The 15,820-nt window shown below is 67.1% G+C and carries 19 protein-coding genes and 1 riboswitch; of the genes, 6 read left to right on the forward strand and 13 right to left on the reverse strand.

Going from position 1 to position 15,820, the window contains the following annotated elements; genetic code table 11:
• Positions 1–22: 22 nt before the first annotated feature.
• On the forward strand, positions 23–703 hold the full coding sequence (locus tag A7V84_RS18085) for a 5-formyltetrahydrofolate cyclo-ligase (RefSeq protein WP_025514095.1): 681 nt from the start codon (positions 23–25) through the stop codon (positions 701–703).
• Here A7V84_RS18085 and A7V84_RS18090 read toward each other — a convergent pair.
• From A7V84_RS18090 to metK, 12 genes are all read right to left on the reverse strand, one after another.
• Positions 700–909 carry a hypothetical protein gene (locus A7V84_RS18090; protein WP_025514097.1) on the reverse strand — a complete coding sequence of 70 codons (210 nt, stop codon included), beginning with the start codon at positions 907–909 and terminating at the stop codon, positions 700–702. The two genes, A7V84_RS18085 and A7V84_RS18090, sit on opposite strands and share 4 nt — an antisense overlap.
• The gene (locus A7V84_RS18095) at positions 906–1,469 is read right to left on the reverse strand and encodes a sigma-70 family RNA polymerase sigma factor (protein ID WP_063491724.1); all 564 of its coding nucleotides are present in this window, start codon (positions 1,467–1,469) and stop codon (positions 906–908) included. The genes A7V84_RS18090 and A7V84_RS18095 overlap by 4 nt, the downstream gene beginning before the upstream one ends.
• Positions 1,462–1,938 carry a DoxX family protein gene (locus A7V84_RS18100; RefSeq protein WP_025514101.1) on the reverse strand — a complete coding sequence of 159 codons (477 nt, stop codon included), beginning with the start codon at positions 1,936–1,938 and terminating at the stop codon, positions 1,462–1,464. The genes A7V84_RS18095 and A7V84_RS18100 overlap by 8 nt, the downstream gene beginning before the upstream one ends.
• The gene (locus A7V84_RS18105) at positions 1,901–2,173 is read right to left on the reverse strand and encodes an HvfC/BufC N-terminal domain-containing protein (RefSeq protein WP_025514103.1); all 273 of its coding nucleotides are present in this window, start codon (positions 2,171–2,173) and stop codon (positions 1,901–1,903) included. Before A7V84_RS18105 ends, A7V84_RS18100 begins: the two co-directional genes overlap by 38 nt.
• On the reverse strand, positions 2,146–2,952 hold the full coding sequence (locus tag A7V84_RS18110; protein WP_082832950.1) for an MbnB/TglH/ChrH family RiPP precursor modification enzyme: 807 nt from the start codon (positions 2,950–2,952) through the stop codon (positions 2,146–2,148). The genes A7V84_RS18105 and A7V84_RS18110 overlap by 28 nt, the downstream gene beginning before the upstream one ends.
• Complete coding sequence (locus A7V84_RS21240) at positions 2,925–3,236, reverse strand: hypothetical protein (RefSeq protein ID WP_063491723.1); 312 nt, start codon at positions 3,234–3,236, stop codon at positions 2,925–2,927. Before A7V84_RS21240 ends, A7V84_RS18110 begins: the two co-directional genes overlap by 28 nt.
• 199 nt (positions 3,237–3,435) lie before the next feature.
• Positions 3,436–4,278, reverse strand: a complete 843-nt coding sequence (gene metF, locus A7V84_RS18120; protein WP_025514108.1) for a methylenetetrahydrofolate reductase [NAD(P)H] — start codon at positions 4,276–4,278, stop codon at positions 3,436–3,438.
• On the reverse strand, positions 4,278–4,613 hold the full coding sequence (locus A7V84_RS18125; protein WP_025514111.1) for a phage holin family protein: 336 nt from the start codon (positions 4,611–4,613) through the stop codon (positions 4,278–4,280). Before A7V84_RS18125 ends, metF begins: the two co-directional genes overlap by 1 nt.
• 54 nt (positions 4,614–4,667) lie before the next feature.
• Positions 4,668–6,089: an adenosylhomocysteinase gene (ahcY, locus tag A7V84_RS18130; protein WP_063491722.1), complete on the reverse strand. Its 1,422-nt coding sequence runs from the start codon at positions 6,087–6,089 to the stop codon at positions 4,668–4,670.
• Between the two features lie 88 nt (positions 6,090–6,177).
• Positions 6,178–6,286, reverse strand: a riboswitch (S-adenosyl-L-homocysteine riboswitch).
• Between the two features lie 50 nt (positions 6,287–6,336).
• A complete protein-coding gene (locus A7V84_RS18135) occupies positions 6,337–7,380 on the reverse strand; it encodes a glycosyltransferase family 4 protein (RefSeq protein ID WP_025514115.1) in 1,044 nt (347 codons plus the stop codon).
• Between the two features lie 67 nt (positions 7,381–7,447).
• Entirely contained in the window at positions 7,448–7,672 is a 225-nt protein-coding gene (locus tag A7V84_RS18140) for a DUF1289 domain-containing protein (protein WP_025514116.1), read from the reverse strand.
• 172 nt (positions 7,673–7,844) lie between these two features.
• Entirely contained in the window at positions 7,845–9,008 is a 1,164-nt protein-coding gene (gene metK, locus A7V84_RS18145) for a methionine adenosyltransferase (protein WP_063491721.1), read from the reverse strand.
• Between the two features lie 279 nt (positions 9,009–9,287).
• On the opposite strand from metK, the gene A7V84_RS18150 reads away from it, so the two are divergent.
• The 5 genes from A7V84_RS18150 to xerC are packed head-to-tail and all read left to right on the forward strand — an operon-like array spanning position 9,288 to position 13,647.
• Positions 9,288–10,136, forward strand: coding sequence for a lysophospholipid acyltransferase family protein (locus A7V84_RS18150; RefSeq protein WP_063491720.1), 849 nt, complete (start codon positions 9,288–9,290; stop codon positions 10,134–10,136).
• Entirely contained in the window at positions 10,133–11,026 is an 894-nt protein-coding gene (locus tag A7V84_RS18155; protein ID WP_025514120.1) for a lysophospholipid acyltransferase family protein, read from the forward strand. Before A7V84_RS18150 ends, A7V84_RS18155 begins: the two co-directional genes overlap by 4 nt.
• Positions 11,027–11,059: 33 nt before the next feature.
• Positions 11,060–11,956, forward strand: a complete 897-nt coding sequence (gene dapF, locus A7V84_RS18160; protein WP_063491719.1) for a diaminopimelate epimerase — start codon at positions 11,060–11,062, stop codon at positions 11,954–11,956.
• A gap of 43 nt (positions 11,957–11,999) precedes the next feature.
• Entirely contained in the window at positions 12,000–12,665 is a 666-nt protein-coding gene (locus tag A7V84_RS18165) for a DUF484 family protein (protein ID WP_033535179.1), read from the forward strand.
• Between the two features lie 7 nt (positions 12,666–12,672).
• A complete protein-coding gene (gene xerC, locus A7V84_RS18170) occupies positions 12,673–13,647 on the forward strand; it encodes a tyrosine recombinase XerC (protein WP_025514123.1) in 975 nt (324 codons plus the stop codon).
• An 8-nt stretch (positions 13,648–13,655) separates the two neighbouring features.
• On the opposite strand, the gene A7V84_RS18175 is transcribed toward xerC, so the two are convergent.
• Positions 13,656–15,722 (reverse strand): TonB-dependent receptor domain-containing protein, encoded by a 2,067-nt coding sequence (locus A7V84_RS18175; RefSeq protein ID WP_025514125.1) that lies wholly within the window; start codon positions 15,720–15,722, stop codon positions 13,656–13,658.
• Between the last annotated feature and the right edge of the window lie 98 nt (positions 15,723–15,820).

Below are 15,820 nucleotides of genomic sequence, written 5' to 3' on the forward strand. Positions count from 1 at the left end.
ACCGCTCTATCGGCCAGCCTGCATGCAGACCAGAAATACTGAAGAGAATACCGCAGTCGCGCTGCGGGCGCGATTGCGCCAAGAACGCGGCGAATTGCCCTTGAGCCAACGCAGCCGGGGCGCATTGCTGATGCGCGGCCGTCTGTTCACCTGGCTGAATGTTGCGCGCGAGCGCGCCCAGGCGCAGGGCCGCCGCCTGCAGACCATCGCCGCCTACTGGCCCATGAACGATGAGCCCGATCTGCGCCCGCTACTGGAACAGTGGGTCGAGGAAGCCGGCCTGACGGTCTGCCTGCCGGTCGTGCGCGAACGCGACGCGGCGCTGGTGTTCCGCCCCTGGACGCCTGACACGCCCATGGAACCCGGCGCCTACGGCATCGAGGCGCCCACCGGCGACACCGAAGTGGTGCCCGACGTGGTGCTCGTGCCCACCCTGGGCTACACCCCCGAGGCTGACCGCCTGGGTTACGGCGGGGGCTACTATGACCGCACGCTGGCTGCACTGAACCAGGCCGGCCACCCCTATATCGCCATCGGCATCGCCTGGGAAGAGGGCCTGCTGCCCGAAGACTACCAACCGGCGCCGCACGACGTGCAGCTGGCCGCCGTGCTCACGCCGGCCGGCTGGGTGCCTACCGCACCGCTGGAGACCGGCGGCGCCGCCGCCGGCAGCGCCAAGGTGTTCTCGCACACCCTGCGTTAATCCGGGTCGGCTGGCGGCGAGGCATCCTCGCCGGTCAACCAGCCGCGGTAGCGGGCGGCCAGCGCCAGCAGGCGCGCGTCATTGGCGCTGAAACGCCGGCAGCGCACGCACATCGCACGATGCAGGCCGCTTGCCAGACGCGTCGGCCAGGCGGCGTCTTCCCATTGGCCCGATGTCAGGCCGAACACATAGTCGCGGCATTTCATGAACGCCCCTCCCCTCTCAGCCCGTGCTCGCTCAGACAGGCCTGCAACTGCTTGCGCGCCCGGCTGAGGCACTGCCAGTAGGCACTGCGCGAAAGCCCCAGCACGCGGCAGATCTCGGGCGCCTCGCACTCCAGGAACATGCGCATGCTGAACACCTGTGCATGGTGCGGCGACAGGCGATGCACACAGGCATCCAGCAGGTCGAAGAACTCGCGCGTGCGGGCGTCGTCTTCGGGCCCGCGCCACAACGCCGGGGCCATCCCCGGCGCCCACTGGCCGGCCGCGCTGAACAGCAAGATATCCAGCGCCTCGTCATCGGGCAGGGCCACCGGCGCCCGGTAACGCGCTCGCAAGCGATCGACGATCTTGTGCCGCAACACGCCGAACAGATAGCGGCGCGGATCGCCGACGGCCGGGTGGCCGGCCAGCACGGCCAGCAGCGTGTCATGGACCGCGTCTTCGGCTTCCTCTTGCGAGGGCAGATGCAGACGGGCAAAACGCAGCATCGGCTCGCGCCAGCGTGCCAGCGCCTCGGCCTCCCAGAGGCCGGCACTATCCATCGCGCTTGCAGCGGGCGCAGCACAAGCGGCCAAGACCGTAGCGCCCGCCACCCTGCGTCAACAACACCAGCAGCATCAGGGCCAGCATGAGCGGCACCTTGAACCCCTGGCCATCCTCCGTTTCGATCTGGTTCCAGCCAGCCCAGCCAAGGTCGAAATGGACCGCCGCCACTGCCACGTACACCACGTAGAGCAACACGGCCGAGGCCCAGCGCACGCCCACGCCCAGGATCAGGGCCAGACCGAATACGATTTCCAGGCCTCCGGCCGCCACCCAGTTGAAATCGGCCGCCAGCCAGGATTGCGGCCAGGGAAAGGATAATTCGCGAAACCATTGCGGCGCCTGCCAGCCACCCCCAAGCTTGACCCAGCCCGCACGCAAAAACTCCATGCCGACCCACAGCCGCAACAACAGCAGGCCCAGGCCTGCCTCATCGACTTTCGCGCGCCACGAACTCAAGAAACGCATCGCATAAATCTCCGTAGTAGGGCGAGCTCCAGGCGGACTGCCGGATGAACGCCTTGATCAAAAGCCGCCAGGCGACCTCGCCCAGCCCGCCGCGCAGGGCAGGAAAGGCGCCATCGAGCATCTGGCTGACGCCCACATAGACCAGGTGGCGGTAGACCCTCATGCCGGCCGGGTCATAGCCGGCCGGCATGATCTCGCTGCGCCCCCTCACGTAGTCGAAAAAGCCCGCAGACATGCCAGCTCCCGGTTGAGGGCCTGCGGCCCGGGCAGATCGTGATCCCACTCCAGCAACACGGGCAGGCCGTGGTCCTGGTTCAGGCGACGCGCCTGCTGCAGCGTGGCCGGCGCCACCGGCCGGCTGTGGGTATCGATGAACAGGCCGAAGCGCGCGTCGAACTCATGGCCCGCCACATGCAGATAACTGACGCGCGCGAGATCGATGCGCGCCAGGAACGCCTCGATGTCGTGCACGCCATGGTTCTTGTGGTTGACATCGATGTTGTTGAGATCCAGCAGGATGCGGCAGTCGGCGCGCTCGGCGACTTCGGAAAGGAAGTCAGCCTCGCACATGTCGCCGATGTTCGTGTACCAGGTGGTGTTTTCGATCGCCATGCGCCGCCCCAGGATGTCCTGAGCCTGCCTGATGCGCCCGGCTACACGCAGCGCCTGGGCCCGCGTGAAGGGAATCGGAAACAGGTCATAGAGTTGATGGGCGTCGCCGCTGGCGGCCAGGTGGTCGGAATAGTGCTCGGCCTGCAACTCGTCCATCAGGGCGCGCACCGCCTTCAGAAAGGCGGCATCGACGGCACGCGCGCCCCCCAGGCTCAGCGACACCCCGTGCAAGGCGATCGGACACCCCCGCGCGCGCAGGCGATGCAAAGGCGCGCGGTCACGCCTCAACCAGTTCTCGGGCGCGACCTCGAAGAAATCCGCTTCGATGGCAGACAGATTCCAGTCTGCCATCTCGCGCCGGTAACCCAGGCCGATCACGAGGCATCCGGTTTCTTGCTGCATGCGGCATCTTTCTTGCCGCAGCTGGCGTCCTTGGACCCGCAACTGGCATCGGGCATGCTGGCAGCCTCAGCGGCCGGGGCGGCCTGCTCGGCCTTTTTCTCGTCTTTTTTCTTCTTGCCTTGAGGGGCCGTCTTGGAGGCATCGCCCTGGACGGTTTTCTTGCCGCAGGTGCCAGCGCCGCAGCGCTGATCGGCGGCGTTGGCCGTGGCGTTCGCCGCAGCGAGCAGGCCGGCAGCCAGGGCCGCAACGGTCTGCAGGGACAGGATGGGAGAGGAACGGGACATGGAAAGACTCCGGAAAAGGACGCCGCCATCGGCGTTACCTCCAGAGTCGTCGGCGGCCACTCATTCCTGACAGCCGGCGACGAAAAACCATCCGCATCCTGCCGCAATCAGACGGTCCGCCATCCGGCGCTCGTCCAACGAGAACGGCCACCCGCAAGGGTGGCCGTCAGGAATGCGCCGGCTTCAGGCCAGCGGACCGTCAGCGCTGCAGATTCTTCCAGATGCCCATGGTCGCTTCCGACTGGTTGAGCGTATAGAAGTGCAGCCCGGGCGCGCCGTTGTCCAGCAGGTTCTGGCACAGGTCGGTCACCACATCCTGGCCGAAAGCACGGATAGAGGCCTTGTCATCGCCAAACTCGGCCAGACGCAGGCGGATCCAGCGCGGCAGCTCGGCTCCGCACATCTCCGAAAAGCGTGACAGCTGGCTGTAGTTGGTGATGGGCATGATGCCCGGCACGATGGGGATGGTCACGCCGCGCGCCCGGGCCCGTTCGACGAAATCGAAATAGGCATCGGGATTGAAGAAGTACTGCGTGATGGCCGCATCGGCGCCGGCCTGGACCTTGGCCACGAAGTGGTTCAGATCAGCCGTCGGGCTGATGGCCTGCGGGTGCATTTCGGGATAGGCGGCCACTTCGATGTGGAACCAGTCGCCGGTTTCCTCGCGGATGAAACGCACCAGTTCGACCGCATGGCGCAATTCGCCGGCATCGCCGCCCATGCCCGAAGGCAGATCGCCGCGCAGCGCCACGACGCGGCGCACGCCCGCCTCGCGGTATTGCGCCAGGATGTCGCGCAGCTGATCGCGCGAAGCGCCGATGCACGACAGGTGGGGCGCAGCATCGCAGCCCATATTGGCCAGCGTACGCACCGTTTCGGCCGTGCCGGCGCGGGTGGATCCGCCCGCGCCGAACGTTACGCTGACATAGCGCGGCTGAATGGCCAGCATCTGCTTGGCCGCGCGCACCAGCCGCTCCTGCGCCGCGATGTCACGCGGCGGGAAGAACTCCAGGCTGAACGCAGGGGAAGAGGATTGGGTCATCAAGGTATGAGTTTGGAAAGCAGGCCGGCGATGATGCTGTACAGAATCGCGCCCGCCACGGCCCACCAGAAGCCATTGACCTGGAAGCCGCGCAGGATGGAGCCCGCCAGCCAGAACAACAGCGCATTCAGGACGATCAGGAAGAGACCGAGCGTGACGACGGTAATGGGCAGGGTCAGCACCACCAGCACGGGCTTGACCAGCATGTTCAGCAAGCCCAGCACCAGCGCGGCGATCAGCGCCGAACCAAAACTTGCCACCACGATGCCGGGCAAGAGGTAGGCCACGGCAAGCAGCGCCACAGCATTCAGGATCCAGACCAGAAGCAATGCCATATCGATCTCCTGTGAAAAAGGGGCGGCCCTCAGACCACCCCTATGCTACATCCATCAGTAGCGATAGTGGGCCGGTTTGAAGGGGCCTTCGACCGGCACGCCGATGTACTGCGCCTGGGCCGGCGACAGCGTCGACAGCTGCACGCCCAGCTTCTTGAGATGCAGGCGGGCGACCTTCTCGTCGAGGTGCTTGGGCAGCACGTAGACCTGGCCGCTGGTGTAGGCCTCGTTACGCGTGAACAGCTCGATCTGCGCAATGGTCTGGTTGGCGAACGACGACGACATGACGAACGACGGGTGGCCGGTGGCGCAGCCCAGGTTCACCAGACGGCCCTTGGCCAGCAGGATGATGCGCTTGCCATCGGGGAAGATGACGTGATCGACCTGCGGCTTGATCTCTTCCCACTGGCAATCTTTCTCGATCGAGGCGACGTCGATCTCGTTGTCGAAGTGGCCGATATTGCAAACGATGGCCTGGTCCTTCATGGCCTCCATGTGCTCACGCGTGATGACATGGTAGTTGCCGGTGGCCGTGACGAAGATGTCGGCGTGGGCGGCCGCTTCTTCCATGGTCACGACCTTGAATCCCTCCATCGCGGCCTGCAGGGCGCAGATCGGGTCGATCTCGGTGACCCACACCTGAGCGCGCAGCGCGACCAGCGCCTGGGCGCAGCCCTTGCCCACGTCGCCGTAGCCGCACACCACCGCGATCTTGCCGGCCACCATGACGTCGGTGGCGCGCTTGATGCCGTCGACCAGCGATTCGCGGCAACCATAGAGGTTGTCGAACTTGGACTTGGTGACCGAGTCGTTGACGTTGATGGCCGCGAAGGCCAGTTCGCCCTTCTGCGACATCTGGTAGAGGCGGTGCACGCCGGTGGTGGTTTCCTCGGTCACGCCCTTGATCTGCGCCAGGCGGGTCGAGTACCACTTGGGATCGCGCGCCAGCGTAGTCTTGATGGCGGCAAAGAGCACGCGCTCTTCTTCGCTGCCCGGGTTGTCGAGCACGGAGATGTCCTGCTCGGCCTTGGCGCCCAGGTGCAGCAGCAGCGTGGCATCGCCGCCGTCGTCCAGGATCATGTTGGCATGACGGTCTTGCGGCCACTCGAAGATCTTGTGGGTGTACTGCCAGTATTCTTCCAGCGTCTCGCCCTTGACGGCGAACACCGGCGTGCCCGTGGCGGCAATGGCGGCGGCAGCGTGATCCTGGGTCGAGAAAATGTTGCACGACGCCCAGCGCACTTCCGCGCCCAGGGCCACCAGGGTTTCGATCAGCACCCCGGTCTGGATGGTCATGTGCAGGCTGCCCGCGATGCGCGCGCCCTTGAGCGGCTGGGTGGCGGCGTACTCTTCGCGAATGGCCATCAGGCCCGGCATTTCGGTCTCGGCGATGGCCAGCTCGCGGCGGCCCCAGCCCGCCAGGCTCATGTCGGCGACGATGGATTCGGAAAGGGCTTTGTCAGACACTGCATTCATGGTGTTGCTCTCCACGTGTAAACGGACGGCGCGCACGCGGCCGGAGAGAGAACCATGAAGCAGGCGCTCGCCCTCGCCGGCCTGGCGGCAAAGGTGAGCGCCGTTGCAAAGGCCGCGCGCAAGGCGCGGCCTGGACAAGGATTCCTGAGCCTGGCGAACCGGCTTGGCCGGCTATCGTCGCAGCGCTCCTCAGGGACAGCGGCATTGTAGCGGTTCAGGCCCCGGCCCGAAAAGCCCCGCAGCCACTTCAGGCCTGCATCACGCGTGACGGCGCGCTGTCCTGCGCCATGCCGCCGATGGGCGCCAGCGCGGCCAGCAGGTCCTGGGCGATGGCCTCCCAGCCACGCGTCTGCGCCCAGGCACGCACCGCACGACGATCCAGGCGACGCGCAGCCACGCAGGCGCGCCCCAGGTCATCGTCCAGCATACCGGTCTCGCCCGCGCGCACCACGGCCAGCGGGGCCTCACTGCGGAATGCCGCCACCGGCGTGCCGCAGGCCATCGCCTCCAGCATCACCAGACCGAAGGTGTCGGTCAGGCTGGGGAAGACGAAAACATCGGCTGCGCTATAGAGGGCCGGCAATTGCGCATCGCCCTGCGCGCCCAGGAAGTGGGCCTCCGGGAAACTGCGGCGCAGGCGCGCCAGATCTGGCCCGGCGCCTGCCACCACCTTGCTGCCGGGCAGATCGAGACTCAGGAAGGCGTCCAGATTCTTCTCGCGCGCCACCCGGCCAACCGATAGCCAGATCGGGCGCGGCAAATGCGACAGCACCTCGGAGGCCACCGGCTGAAAGCGCTCGGTATCCACCCCGCGCGACCAGATCTGCAAGTTGCCCAGCCCGCGGCCGGTCAGCACCGAGGCCACGGTGGGCGTAGGCACCAGCACCCGTTGCGACGGGCGGTGGAACCAGCGCAGATAACGCCAGGGCAGGCCGGCCGGAATGCCCATGCGAGCCTGCAGATAATCCGGGAACATCGTATGGAAGGAGGTCGTGAAAGGCCAGCCGCGGCGCAGCGCCAGCCGCCGCGCCGCCAGCCCCAGCGGCCCTTCGGTGGCAATGTGCAGGGCATCGGGCACCCAGTCGCCCAGCACCCGTTTGACCTGCCGTCCCGGCCTGAGGCTGAGCCGCAGCTCGGGCTCGGAAGGCGCAGGCACGGTAGGCCCGCCCTCGGGGCTGACCACGCGCAGCTCATGCCCCCAGCTGGTCAGCAGGCGCTGCATGGTGGTCCAGGTACGGACCACGCCATTGACTTGCGGATGCCATGCATCCGTGACGAGAGCAATACGCATGTCTGGGCCCCGGCGAGACGATAAGCTCGATTAGGCCCGCCCCGTGTGACAGGGCCAAGACAGGGCGTCAGGGGTTGTTGCGGCGCGGATAGCCCTGGGCGCGGATCCGGATCCAGACGGCGCGCTTTTCTTCCTCGTCCATGAACACCCAGTTAGCCACTTCCATGGCCGTGCGGCCGCAGCCACGGCAGATATCGTCGAACAGGGTGGAGCACACGGCCACGCAGGGCGAGTCCGTGGCGGCGAAAGCGCCGGCGGCAAGCGCAGGGGAGGATTCTTCAGAACGGCTCATGGGGCGCAAGCTTAGCACCCGCCCTGCGACCCTTATTTTTTAGCCCTATTGCCGACTGGCGATTACTTGACAGCCCGGCAGGACTGGCCTGCCTTTCAAAAAAAACAGCGCCCCCCCGGGAGGGCGGCGCTGCAGGGTCGTGCGAGGCGGGCGCGGGCCCGCAAACCGGCAATCAGACGGCTTGCTTGAGCGCCTGGACCTTGTCGGTGGCTTCCCAGGTGAACTCGGGCTCGGAGCGGCCGAAGTGACCATAGGCGGCCGTCTTGGTGTAGATCGGGCGCAACAGGTCCAGCATGTTCACGATGCCCTTGGGACGCAGGTCGAAATACTCGCGCACCAGCTTGGCGATCTGCTCGTCGGGAACGACGCCCGTGCCTTCGGTGTAGACCGTGATGTTGATGGGTTCGGCCACGCCGATGGCGTAGCTGACCTGCACCTGGCACTGGCGCGCCAGGCCGGCGGCCACGATATTCTTGGCCACGTAGCGGGCGGCGTAGGCAGCCGAGCGGTCCACCTTGGACGGATCCTTGCCCGAGAAGGCGCCGCCGCCGTGCGGGCATGCGCCACCATAGGTGTCGACGATGATCTTGCGGCCGGTCAGGCCGCAATCGCCCTGCGGGCCGCCAATCACGAAGCGACCGGTCGGGTTGACCAGAAAGCGCGTCTTGGCGGTGATCAGGCCATCGGGAAAGCAAGGCTTGATGATGTCTTCGATGACGGCTTCGTGGATGGTGGACTGCGAGACCTCGGCCGCGTGCTGGGTCGACAGCACCACAGTGTCGACCTCGACCGGACGACCGTCGACGTAGCGGAAGGTCACCTGCGACTTGGCGTCCGGACGCAGCCACGGCAGGCGGCCGTCCTTGCGCAGCTCGCTCTGGCGCTGCACCAGGCGGTGGGCGTACCAGATCGGCGCGGGCATCAGATCGGGGGTTTCGTCGCAGGCGTAGCCGAACATCAGACCCTGGTCGCCGGCGCCCTGGTTGAGGTAGTCCTCGGATTTGCGATCCACACCCTGGGCGATGTCGGGCGACTGCTTGTCGTAGCCGACCAGCACGGCGCAGCCCTTGTAGTCGATGCCGTAATCGGTGTTGTCGTAACCGATGCGACGGATGGTGTCGCGCGCAACCTGGATGTAATCGACGTTGGCGGTGGTGGTGATCTCACCGGCCAGCACCACCAGCCCGGTGTTGCACAGCGTCTCGGCGGCCACGCGGGCGTTGGGATCCTGCGTGAAGATAGCGTCGAGAATGGCGTCGGAAATCTGGTCGGCGACCTTGTCGGGGTGGCCTTCGGAAACCGATTCGGAGGTGAAGAGAAAATCGTTGTTTGCCACGGATGCGTCCTTACATGCATACCCGGCACCATGCCGGATTCGGGTTGAACGAGGCGCGCTGCGCCCCGGATCGTCCTTCAAGCACTTCAGGAAATCTGGGCGCGACGCTTTAGCGGATTTGGCGCGCCCGAAAGCGCACCGTCGCCCCGCAAGTTGTCGGTTAACTCGGCGACTGATGTCATTTTAGGCCAAAATAGGCGGCCTGGCGGGGAACCGTTGTGAGGCGCCATCCTGCCGTTTTTTACCAACCCCGGCCCGCTTGCCCTAATTTTCAGACACATGCTGCTCGCCTTTTTCCGCTTTCTTGCCGCACTGCCGCTGCCCCTGCTGCAGTGTCTGGGCCGGGGCCTGGGCAGGCTGGCCTACGCCTGGCCGGGCAAGTATCGCCAGCGCCTGCGCGCCAACGCCACCCAGGCCGGCTATCCCGAAGCCGCCTTCGCGCGGCGCGCGGCCGGCCAGGTCGGCGCCATGATCCTGGAGATGCCCAAGATCTGGTTCCGCGAGGCCGACAGCCTGGCGCGTGCCCAGGTCGGCGAAGACTTCAAGATCGTCGAGCAAGCCATCGCCGAGCGGCGCGGCATTCTGTTTCTCACGCCGCACCTGGGCTGTTTCGAAATCACCGCCCGTCACATGGCGCACAAGGTGCCGCTGACGGTGATGTTCCGCCCACCGCGCAAGGCCGTGCTGGCGCCCTTGCTCGAAAGTGCACGCAACAACTCGGCGGTGCGCGCCGTGCCGGCCAATATGCAAGGCGTGCGCGAGTTCGTGCGGGCGCTGCGGCGCGGCGAAGCGGTGGGCCTGCTGCCCGATCAGGCGCCGGGCGTGGGTGAAGGCGTGTGGGCGCCGTTCTTCGGCCGCATGGCCTACACCGTGACGCTGACCGGCAAGCTGGCCGCCCAGACCGGCGTGCCGGTCATCCTGTGCGCGGCCGAACGGCTGCCACGCGGCCGGGGCTGGCGCCTGCACTACGTACGTGTGCCCGAACCGCTGCCCGAGGATCCCCAGGCTCAGGCCGCACTGTTCAACCAGTGCATGGAAACGCTGATACGACGTTTCCCCGACCAGTATCTCTGGGGCTACAACCGCTACAAGACGCCGCGTGGCGCGCCCGCCATGCCTGACACATGAGCACCCGTTTCAAGATCCGCCTTCTGGACGGTTTGTTTGGCTGGTTCGGCCGCATGAGTCCGCGCGCGCGCCAGCGCGCCGGCGCTTTCGTGTCCTGGCTGGCCATGCGGCTGGCCAAGTCACGCGTGCGCATCGTGCGGCGCAACCTGGAAATCTGTTTCCCCGCCGAAAGCGCCGAGACGCGCGAGCGCTGGGTACAGGAACACTTCCGCGCGCTGGGCCAGTCCATCGTGGACCGGGGCGTGCTCTGGTACGGCACGCCGCAGGCCATCGAGGCCATGGCCTCGGTCAGCGGCGCCGAACAGATCCACGCACTCACCCAGGCCGGTCGCCCGGTGATCCTGCTGGCGCCGCACTTCATCGCCCTGGATGTCGCGGCCACCCTGCTGAGCCGGCGGCTGCCCACCGCGGCCACCATGTATACGCCGCAAAGCGATCCGGCCGTCGACGAGGTCGTGCGCCGGGGCCGCGCGCGCTTCAACGAGGTGTTCCTGGTCAGCCGCAAGGACGGTGTACGCGACCTGATCCGCCATTTCCGCGAGGCGCGCCCGGTCTACTACCTGCCCGACATGGACTTCGGCCCCAAAGGCTCGGTGTTCGTGCCCTTCTTCGATGTGCCGGCAGCCACGCTGGTGGCGACCGCGCAGCTGGCGCGCAAATGGAACGCCGCCGTGCTGCCCATCCTCGATTTCTGGGATCCGCACACCGGCCGCTACCAGATCGAGGTGCTGCCGCCCCTGGCCGACTTCCCCGGCGATGACTCCCTGGAAGACGCCACCGCGCGCCTGAATCGCGAACTGGAGGGCTGGGTGCGCCGCTGCCCCAGCCAGTACTACTGGGTGCACCGCCGCTTCAAGACCCGCCCGCCCGGCACGCCCAAGCTCTACTGAGCCCGTCGCCCGCGCCTGCCCGAACCCGGACGAATGGGCGATAATCCCGCCATGACCTGGAACTTCACCAAAATGCAGGGTGCGGGCAACGACTTCGTCGTGCTCGACGGCGTGCGCCAAACCATCGAAATGACGCCCGAACGCGCCCGCGCGCTGGGCGACCGTCATTTCGGCATCGGCGCCGACCAGATCCTGCTGGTCGAGCCCGCCACCCGGCCCGATGCCGATTTCCGCTATCGCATCTTCAATGCCGACGGCAGCGAAGTCGAGCACTGCGGCAACGGCGCGCGCTGCTTCGTGCGCTTCGTCCACGAACAGGGCCTGTCGGACAAGAACCCGCTGCGCGCCGAGATCGCCACCGGCATCATCGTGCTGGACGAGACCCCTGCAGGCGAAGTGACGGTGGACATGGGCGTGACGCGTTTCGAGCCGGCCGCCCTGCCCTTTGACGCCAGCGGTCTGGACACCCTGCCGCAAGGCGAAGACACCCTTTACCGCCTGCCTCTGCGCGAGGCCGCTGTCGATCTGTCGATCGTAGCGATCTCCAACCCGCACGCCGTGCAGGTGGTCGAGGACATCGCGCTGGCCGACGTCGCCGGCCAGGGCCCGCAGATCGAGTCGCACCCGCGTTTTGCACGCCGCGTGAACGCCGGCTTCATGCAGATCGTCGACCGCCGCCACATCCGCCTGCGCGTGTACGAACGCGGCGCCGGCGAAACGCTGGCCTGCGGCACCGGCGCCTGCGCGGCCGTGGCCGCCGGCATCCGCCGCGGCCTGCTGGACAGCCCGGTGCAGGTACAGACCCGCGGCGGCATGCTCACCGTGGCCTGGAACGGCCAGCAGTTGCGCATGACCGGCCCGGCCGAATCCGTTTTCCATGGCCAGGTCGATATCGACAGGCTGGTTCTATCCCTGGCGACGCGCCGCTGAGCGCGCCCCCGAGAACGCCCCTTTCCCGAATAAGCCCGCCCCCATGACCACGATGACCCCGAACGCGCACGAGATTGCGCGCTTTCTCCAGGAACAGCCTTCGTTCTTCGAGGAACATGCCGAAATTTTCGCCAGTCTGCACGTGCCCAACCCGCACGGCGGACGCGCCATCTCGCTGGCCGAGCGCCAGATCCAGACCCTGCGCGAGCGTGTGCGCGGCCTGGAGTGGAAGCTGAACGAGCTGGCCCACAACGCCGCCACCAACGAAAAGATCAGCCAGCAGATCGCGCGCTGGACCCAGACTCTGCTGGGCACCGTCCAGGCCGCCGACCTGCCCACTGCCATCAGCGGCGGACTGGCCGCCGAGTTCGGGCTGGAGCATGCGGCCTTGCGTCTGTGGAACCTGCCCGGCCTGCCCGACGACAGCGATGCGCTGTCCGAGAGCGCCGATGCGCGCGCGTTCGCCGACAGCCTGCAGACCCCTTATTGCGGCCACGAGACCGGCTTCGAGGCGGTGCGCTGGCTGGGCGGCACGCCCAAGTCGCTGGCGCTGGTGGCACTGCGGCTGCAGCCGCAGGCGCCCAGCATCGGGCTGCTGATCCTGGGCTCAGAGGATGCCGCGCGCTTCAGTCCCGATAAAGGCACGGCCTTTCTGGATGCCATCGGCCGCCTGGCCTCAGCCGCGCTGCAACGGCTGGCCGCCGCCTGAGCCAGCCATGGACGACGCCGCCCTGACCGGCCCGCTGGCGGACTGGCTGCGGCATCTGCAGACCCAGCGGCGTTACTCGCCACATACCCTGTCGGCCTACCGGCGCGACCTGCTGTCGCTGGCCGATCTGGCGCAACGCACCGGCCTGCCGCTGCAGGATCTGTCGGCCGGCCACATCCGCCAGGCAGTGGCGCAGCTGCATGCGCAGGGCCTGGGGCCGCGCAGCCTGGCGCGCCGCCTGGCGGCCTGGCGCGGCTTCTATCACTGGTGGGCCCCGCAACAAGGGCTCGCGGCCAATCCGGTCGCCGGCCTGCGCGCGCCCAAGGCGCCACGCTCGCTGCCCAAGGCGCTGGCGGTCGACCAGGCTCAGGCCCTGCTGGATCATGCGCCCGCGCGCCTGAATCAGGAGCCGCCCGGCCTGCGCGACCTGGCGATGTTCGAACTGTTCTATTCCAGCGGTCTGCGGCTGTCGGAGCTGGTGGGCCTGGACACGCACTATCACCGCGAGGCAGGCGCCGAACCGCGCGGCTGGCTCAATCGCGGCGAGGCCGAAGTGGTCGTGCTCGGCAAGGGCGGCAAACAGCGCAGCGTGCCGATCGGACGCGCCGCCCTGCAGGCCCTGGATGCCTGGCTGGCCGTGCGTGGCGCATTGCTCAAGCCCGCCACGCCAGCGGCCGACCGGCATGCCCTGTTCCTGGGCGCGCGCGGCGCGCGCGTGGCCCCGCGCGTGGTGCAGCTGCAGCTCGCGCGGCTGGCGCAGGCCGCCGGCGTGCCGGCCCATGTGCATCCTCACGTGCTGCGCCACAGCTTCGCCAGCCACCTTCTGCAATCGGCGCAGGACCTGCGCGCAGTGCAGGAACTGCTGGGCCACGCCAACATCACCACCACCCAGATCTACACCCGGCTGGACTTCCAGCATCTGGCCAAGGTCTATGACCAGGCGCATCCCCGCGCCACCCGCAAGGGCGGCGCCAAGGACTGAGGCCGGCCTCAGTAGGTCATGCGCACCCCAAGCATCACCGAGCGGCCCGGCAGGGGCGCAACCCGCGCCAGGAAGGAGGCGTGGTTGTAGGCCAGCTTGTCCAGCAGGTTGTGGCCGCGCAGGTAGACCTCGTATTGGCCGCCGGCCGCCGCGAAGCGGTAGCTCAGATTGGCATTGACCATGCCATAGCCCGGGGTTTCGCTCTCATAGGCAGCAATGTCCTTCTGGCGGAATACATAGGCATATTCCAGGCCGCCGGCCCACTGCTGCCATTGCGCATTGGCGCGCACCCCGATCCGGCCGGCCGGAATGCGCGGCAGATTGCCCTGGCCTGCGGTCAGTTTGCCGCGCACATAATCGCCGAACACCGCGCCCGACCAGACCGGCGTGAACTGCTGCCGGATCTCGCCTTCCACCCCGGTGAATTCCGCATCCTGCTGGGTATAGGCGATCAGACGGAAATCTTCATGGCGATCAAGCGTCTTGCCGTAGATGTAGTTGTTGACCCGATTATGGAAGGCGCTCACGGTGAAGGTCGTCGCGCCCTCGTGCTTGCGTAGCGTCAGATCGATATTGCGCGACGTTTCCCGGCCCAGCCTGGCATCGCCGATCTCATAGGTATTGGTGGCTAGGTGCACGCCGTCGGCATACAGTTCCTGGGCGCTGGGCATGCGCTGCGAACGCGACACCGACAGCGCCAGTGAATATTGCGGCGCGAAGTCCCAGGTGGCCGAGGCAGACAGCGACGTGCCCGACAGCCGCGAAGCCTGCAGGCCATCGGCCGGCGAGACACGCTGCCAGTCCTGGCGCGCGCCGGCCTCGAAGCGCCAGTCGTTCAGGCGGTACTCCTCGATCAGGAACAGCCCGTGGGCGCGCGTCTTGCTGCGCGGCAGGAAGGCCTCCTCGCCATCGGCGCGAAAGTCGCTGTAGGCGGTCTGCAGGCCGATCACCCCGCGCAGGCCGCCCCAGGGCTTGTGCTCCAGTTCCAGACGCGCGTCATAGCCTCGGTTCTTGAAGCGCGTGGCGACTTCGTCGCCCTCGATCTCGTCGTGGCGATAGTCGGTGACGCCGCCGCGCAAGCGCAGCCTGGCAAAGCCGGGCAAGGGGTCGAGATACTCGGCGCGCAAGTCGCCCCGGTTGCTGCGCAAGCGCACATAAGGCAGCCCGCCGTGTTCGTGGTCATGGTCATGATCGTGCGCATGGCCGTGCCCGTGGTCATGCCCATGGCCGCCGCAATGCAGGTGATCGCCGTGCGGATGGCAATCCGCATACTCGTGGCTGTGTCCGGGCAGGCCGTACTTGCTTTCGATATGGGTGAAGGCCACGCCAAGATAGCCGCGCGGACCGATCCAGGACATCCCCACCGACCCTTGCGATGACTCGCTGTACGAACCGGCCAGCTTGCCGTGCTCCCAGTCGGGCACCCGGTAGTCGCTGCTGCGCCGCTTCAGGCCTTCGACGCGCACCACGAAGCTGTCGCTGCCCGCCGTGATGCCGATGGCGCCGGCGCGCTCCCTGGTGCCCGTTGCCGCGCGCAACTCCGCTTCGGCTTCCAGCCCGCCAGCCGGCGCCTCCGTGGGAATACGCTTGTCCAGCACGTTGACCACCCCGCCGATCGCGCCGCCGCCATAACGCAACGTGGCCGGCCCGCGCAGTACCTCGATGCGATCGGCCAGAAGCGGTTCAACGGTAATGGCATGGTCAGGCGAAATCGCCGAGGCATCCATCAGCTGCGAGCCATCGGATAGCACCGTCACGCGCGGCGCCGTCTGCCCGCGAATGACCGGGCGGCTGGCCCCGCCCCCGAACGTATCCGAGTGAATGCCCGGCAGACCTTGCAAGGTATCGCCCAGGGTGCCCTGACGGCGCAGCACCAGCTCCTCACCCTGCAGCACGGTCGTCGGCAGAGCGCTGCGATCGGCCTCCTGGCCAAGCGGATCGGCCGACACCCGGATGGGGGCCAGCTCCACCGCCTGTGGCGAGGGCGACGATTGGGCCCAACTCAAGGGGGTGGCGAAAACCAGGGCGAGCGCGGCGTAATGCGGCTTCAGAGGCGAAGGCAGGACAAGCGGCATGATTTATCCAAAACGTTATAACATTACAAATACGGAATAGAATGATATAACATATCTTTTCTATCAACCATGCCCGCTTGCATCCGGGCGGGCAACTC

The sequence above is a fragment of the Bordetella trematum genome (genome assembly GCF_900078335.1).
GTDB classification, from domain to species: domain Bacteria; phylum Pseudomonadota; class Gammaproteobacteria; order Burkholderiales; family Burkholderiaceae_B; genus Bordetella; species Bordetella trematum.

Coding starts and splice junctions, on each gene's coding strand:
- A7V84_RS18085 (WP_025514095.1), top strand. CDS start 23: ATGCAGACCAGAAATACTGAAGAGAATACCGCAGTCGCGCTGCGGGCG.
- A7V84_RS18090 (WP_025514097.1), bottom strand. CDS start 909: ATGAAATGCCGCGACTATGTGTTCGGCCTGACATCGGGCCAATGGGAA.
- A7V84_RS18095 (WP_063491724.1), bottom strand. CDS start 1,469: ATGGATAGTGCCGGCCTCTGGGAGGCCGAGGCGCTGGCACGCTGGCGC.
- A7V84_RS18100 (WP_025514101.1), bottom strand. CDS start 1,938: ATGCGTTTCTTGAGTTCGTGGCGCGCGAAAGTCGATGAGGCAGGCCTG.
- A7V84_RS18105 (WP_025514103.1), bottom strand. CDS start 2,173: ATGTCTGCGGGCTTTTTCGACTACGTGAGGGGGCGCAGCGAGATCATG.
- A7V84_RS18110 (WP_082832950.1), bottom strand. CDS start 2,952: ATGCAGCAAGAAACCGGATGCCTCGTGATCGGCCTGGGTTACCGGCGC.
- A7V84_RS21240 (WP_063491723.1), bottom strand. CDS start 3,236: ATGTCCCGTTCCTCTCCCATCCTGTCCCTGCAGACCGTTGCGGCCCTG.
- metF (WP_025514108.1), bottom strand. CDS start 4,278: ATGACCCAATCCTCTTCCCCTGCGTTCAGCCTGGAGTTCTTCCCGCCG.
- A7V84_RS18125 (WP_025514111.1), bottom strand. CDS start 4,613: ATGGCATTGCTTCTGGTCTGGATCCTGAATGCTGTGGCGCTGCTTGCC.
- ahcY (WP_063491722.1), bottom strand. CDS start 6,089: ATGAATGCAGTGTCTGACAAAGCCCTTTCCGAATCCATCGTCGCCGAC.
- A7V84_RS18135 (WP_025514115.1), bottom strand. CDS start 7,380: ATGCGTATTGCTCTCGTCACGGATGCATGGCATCCGCAAGTCAATGGC.
- A7V84_RS18140 (WP_025514116.1), bottom strand. CDS start 7,672: ATGAGCCGTTCTGAAGAATCCTCCCCTGCGCTTGCCGCCGGCGCTTTC.
- A7V84_RS18150 (WP_063491720.1), top strand. CDS start 9,288: ATGCTGCTCGCCTTTTTCCGCTTTCTTGCCGCACTGCCGCTGCCCCTG.
- A7V84_RS18155 (WP_025514120.1), top strand. CDS start 10,133: ATGAGCACCCGTTTCAAGATCCGCCTTCTGGACGGTTTGTTTGGCTGG.
- dapF (WP_063491719.1), top strand. CDS start 11,060: ATGGGCGATAATCCCGCCATGACCTGGAACTTCACCAAAATGCAGGGT.
- A7V84_RS18165 (WP_033535179.1), top strand. CDS start 12,000: ATGACCACGATGACCCCGAACGCGCACGAGATTGCGCGCTTTCTCCAG.
- xerC (WP_025514123.1), top strand. CDS start 12,673: ATGGACGACGCCGCCCTGACCGGCCCGCTGGCGGACTGGCTGCGGCAT.
- A7V84_RS18175 (WP_025514125.1), bottom strand. CDS start 15,722: ATGCCGCTTGTCCTGCCTTCGCCTCTGAAGCCGCATTACGCCGCGCTC.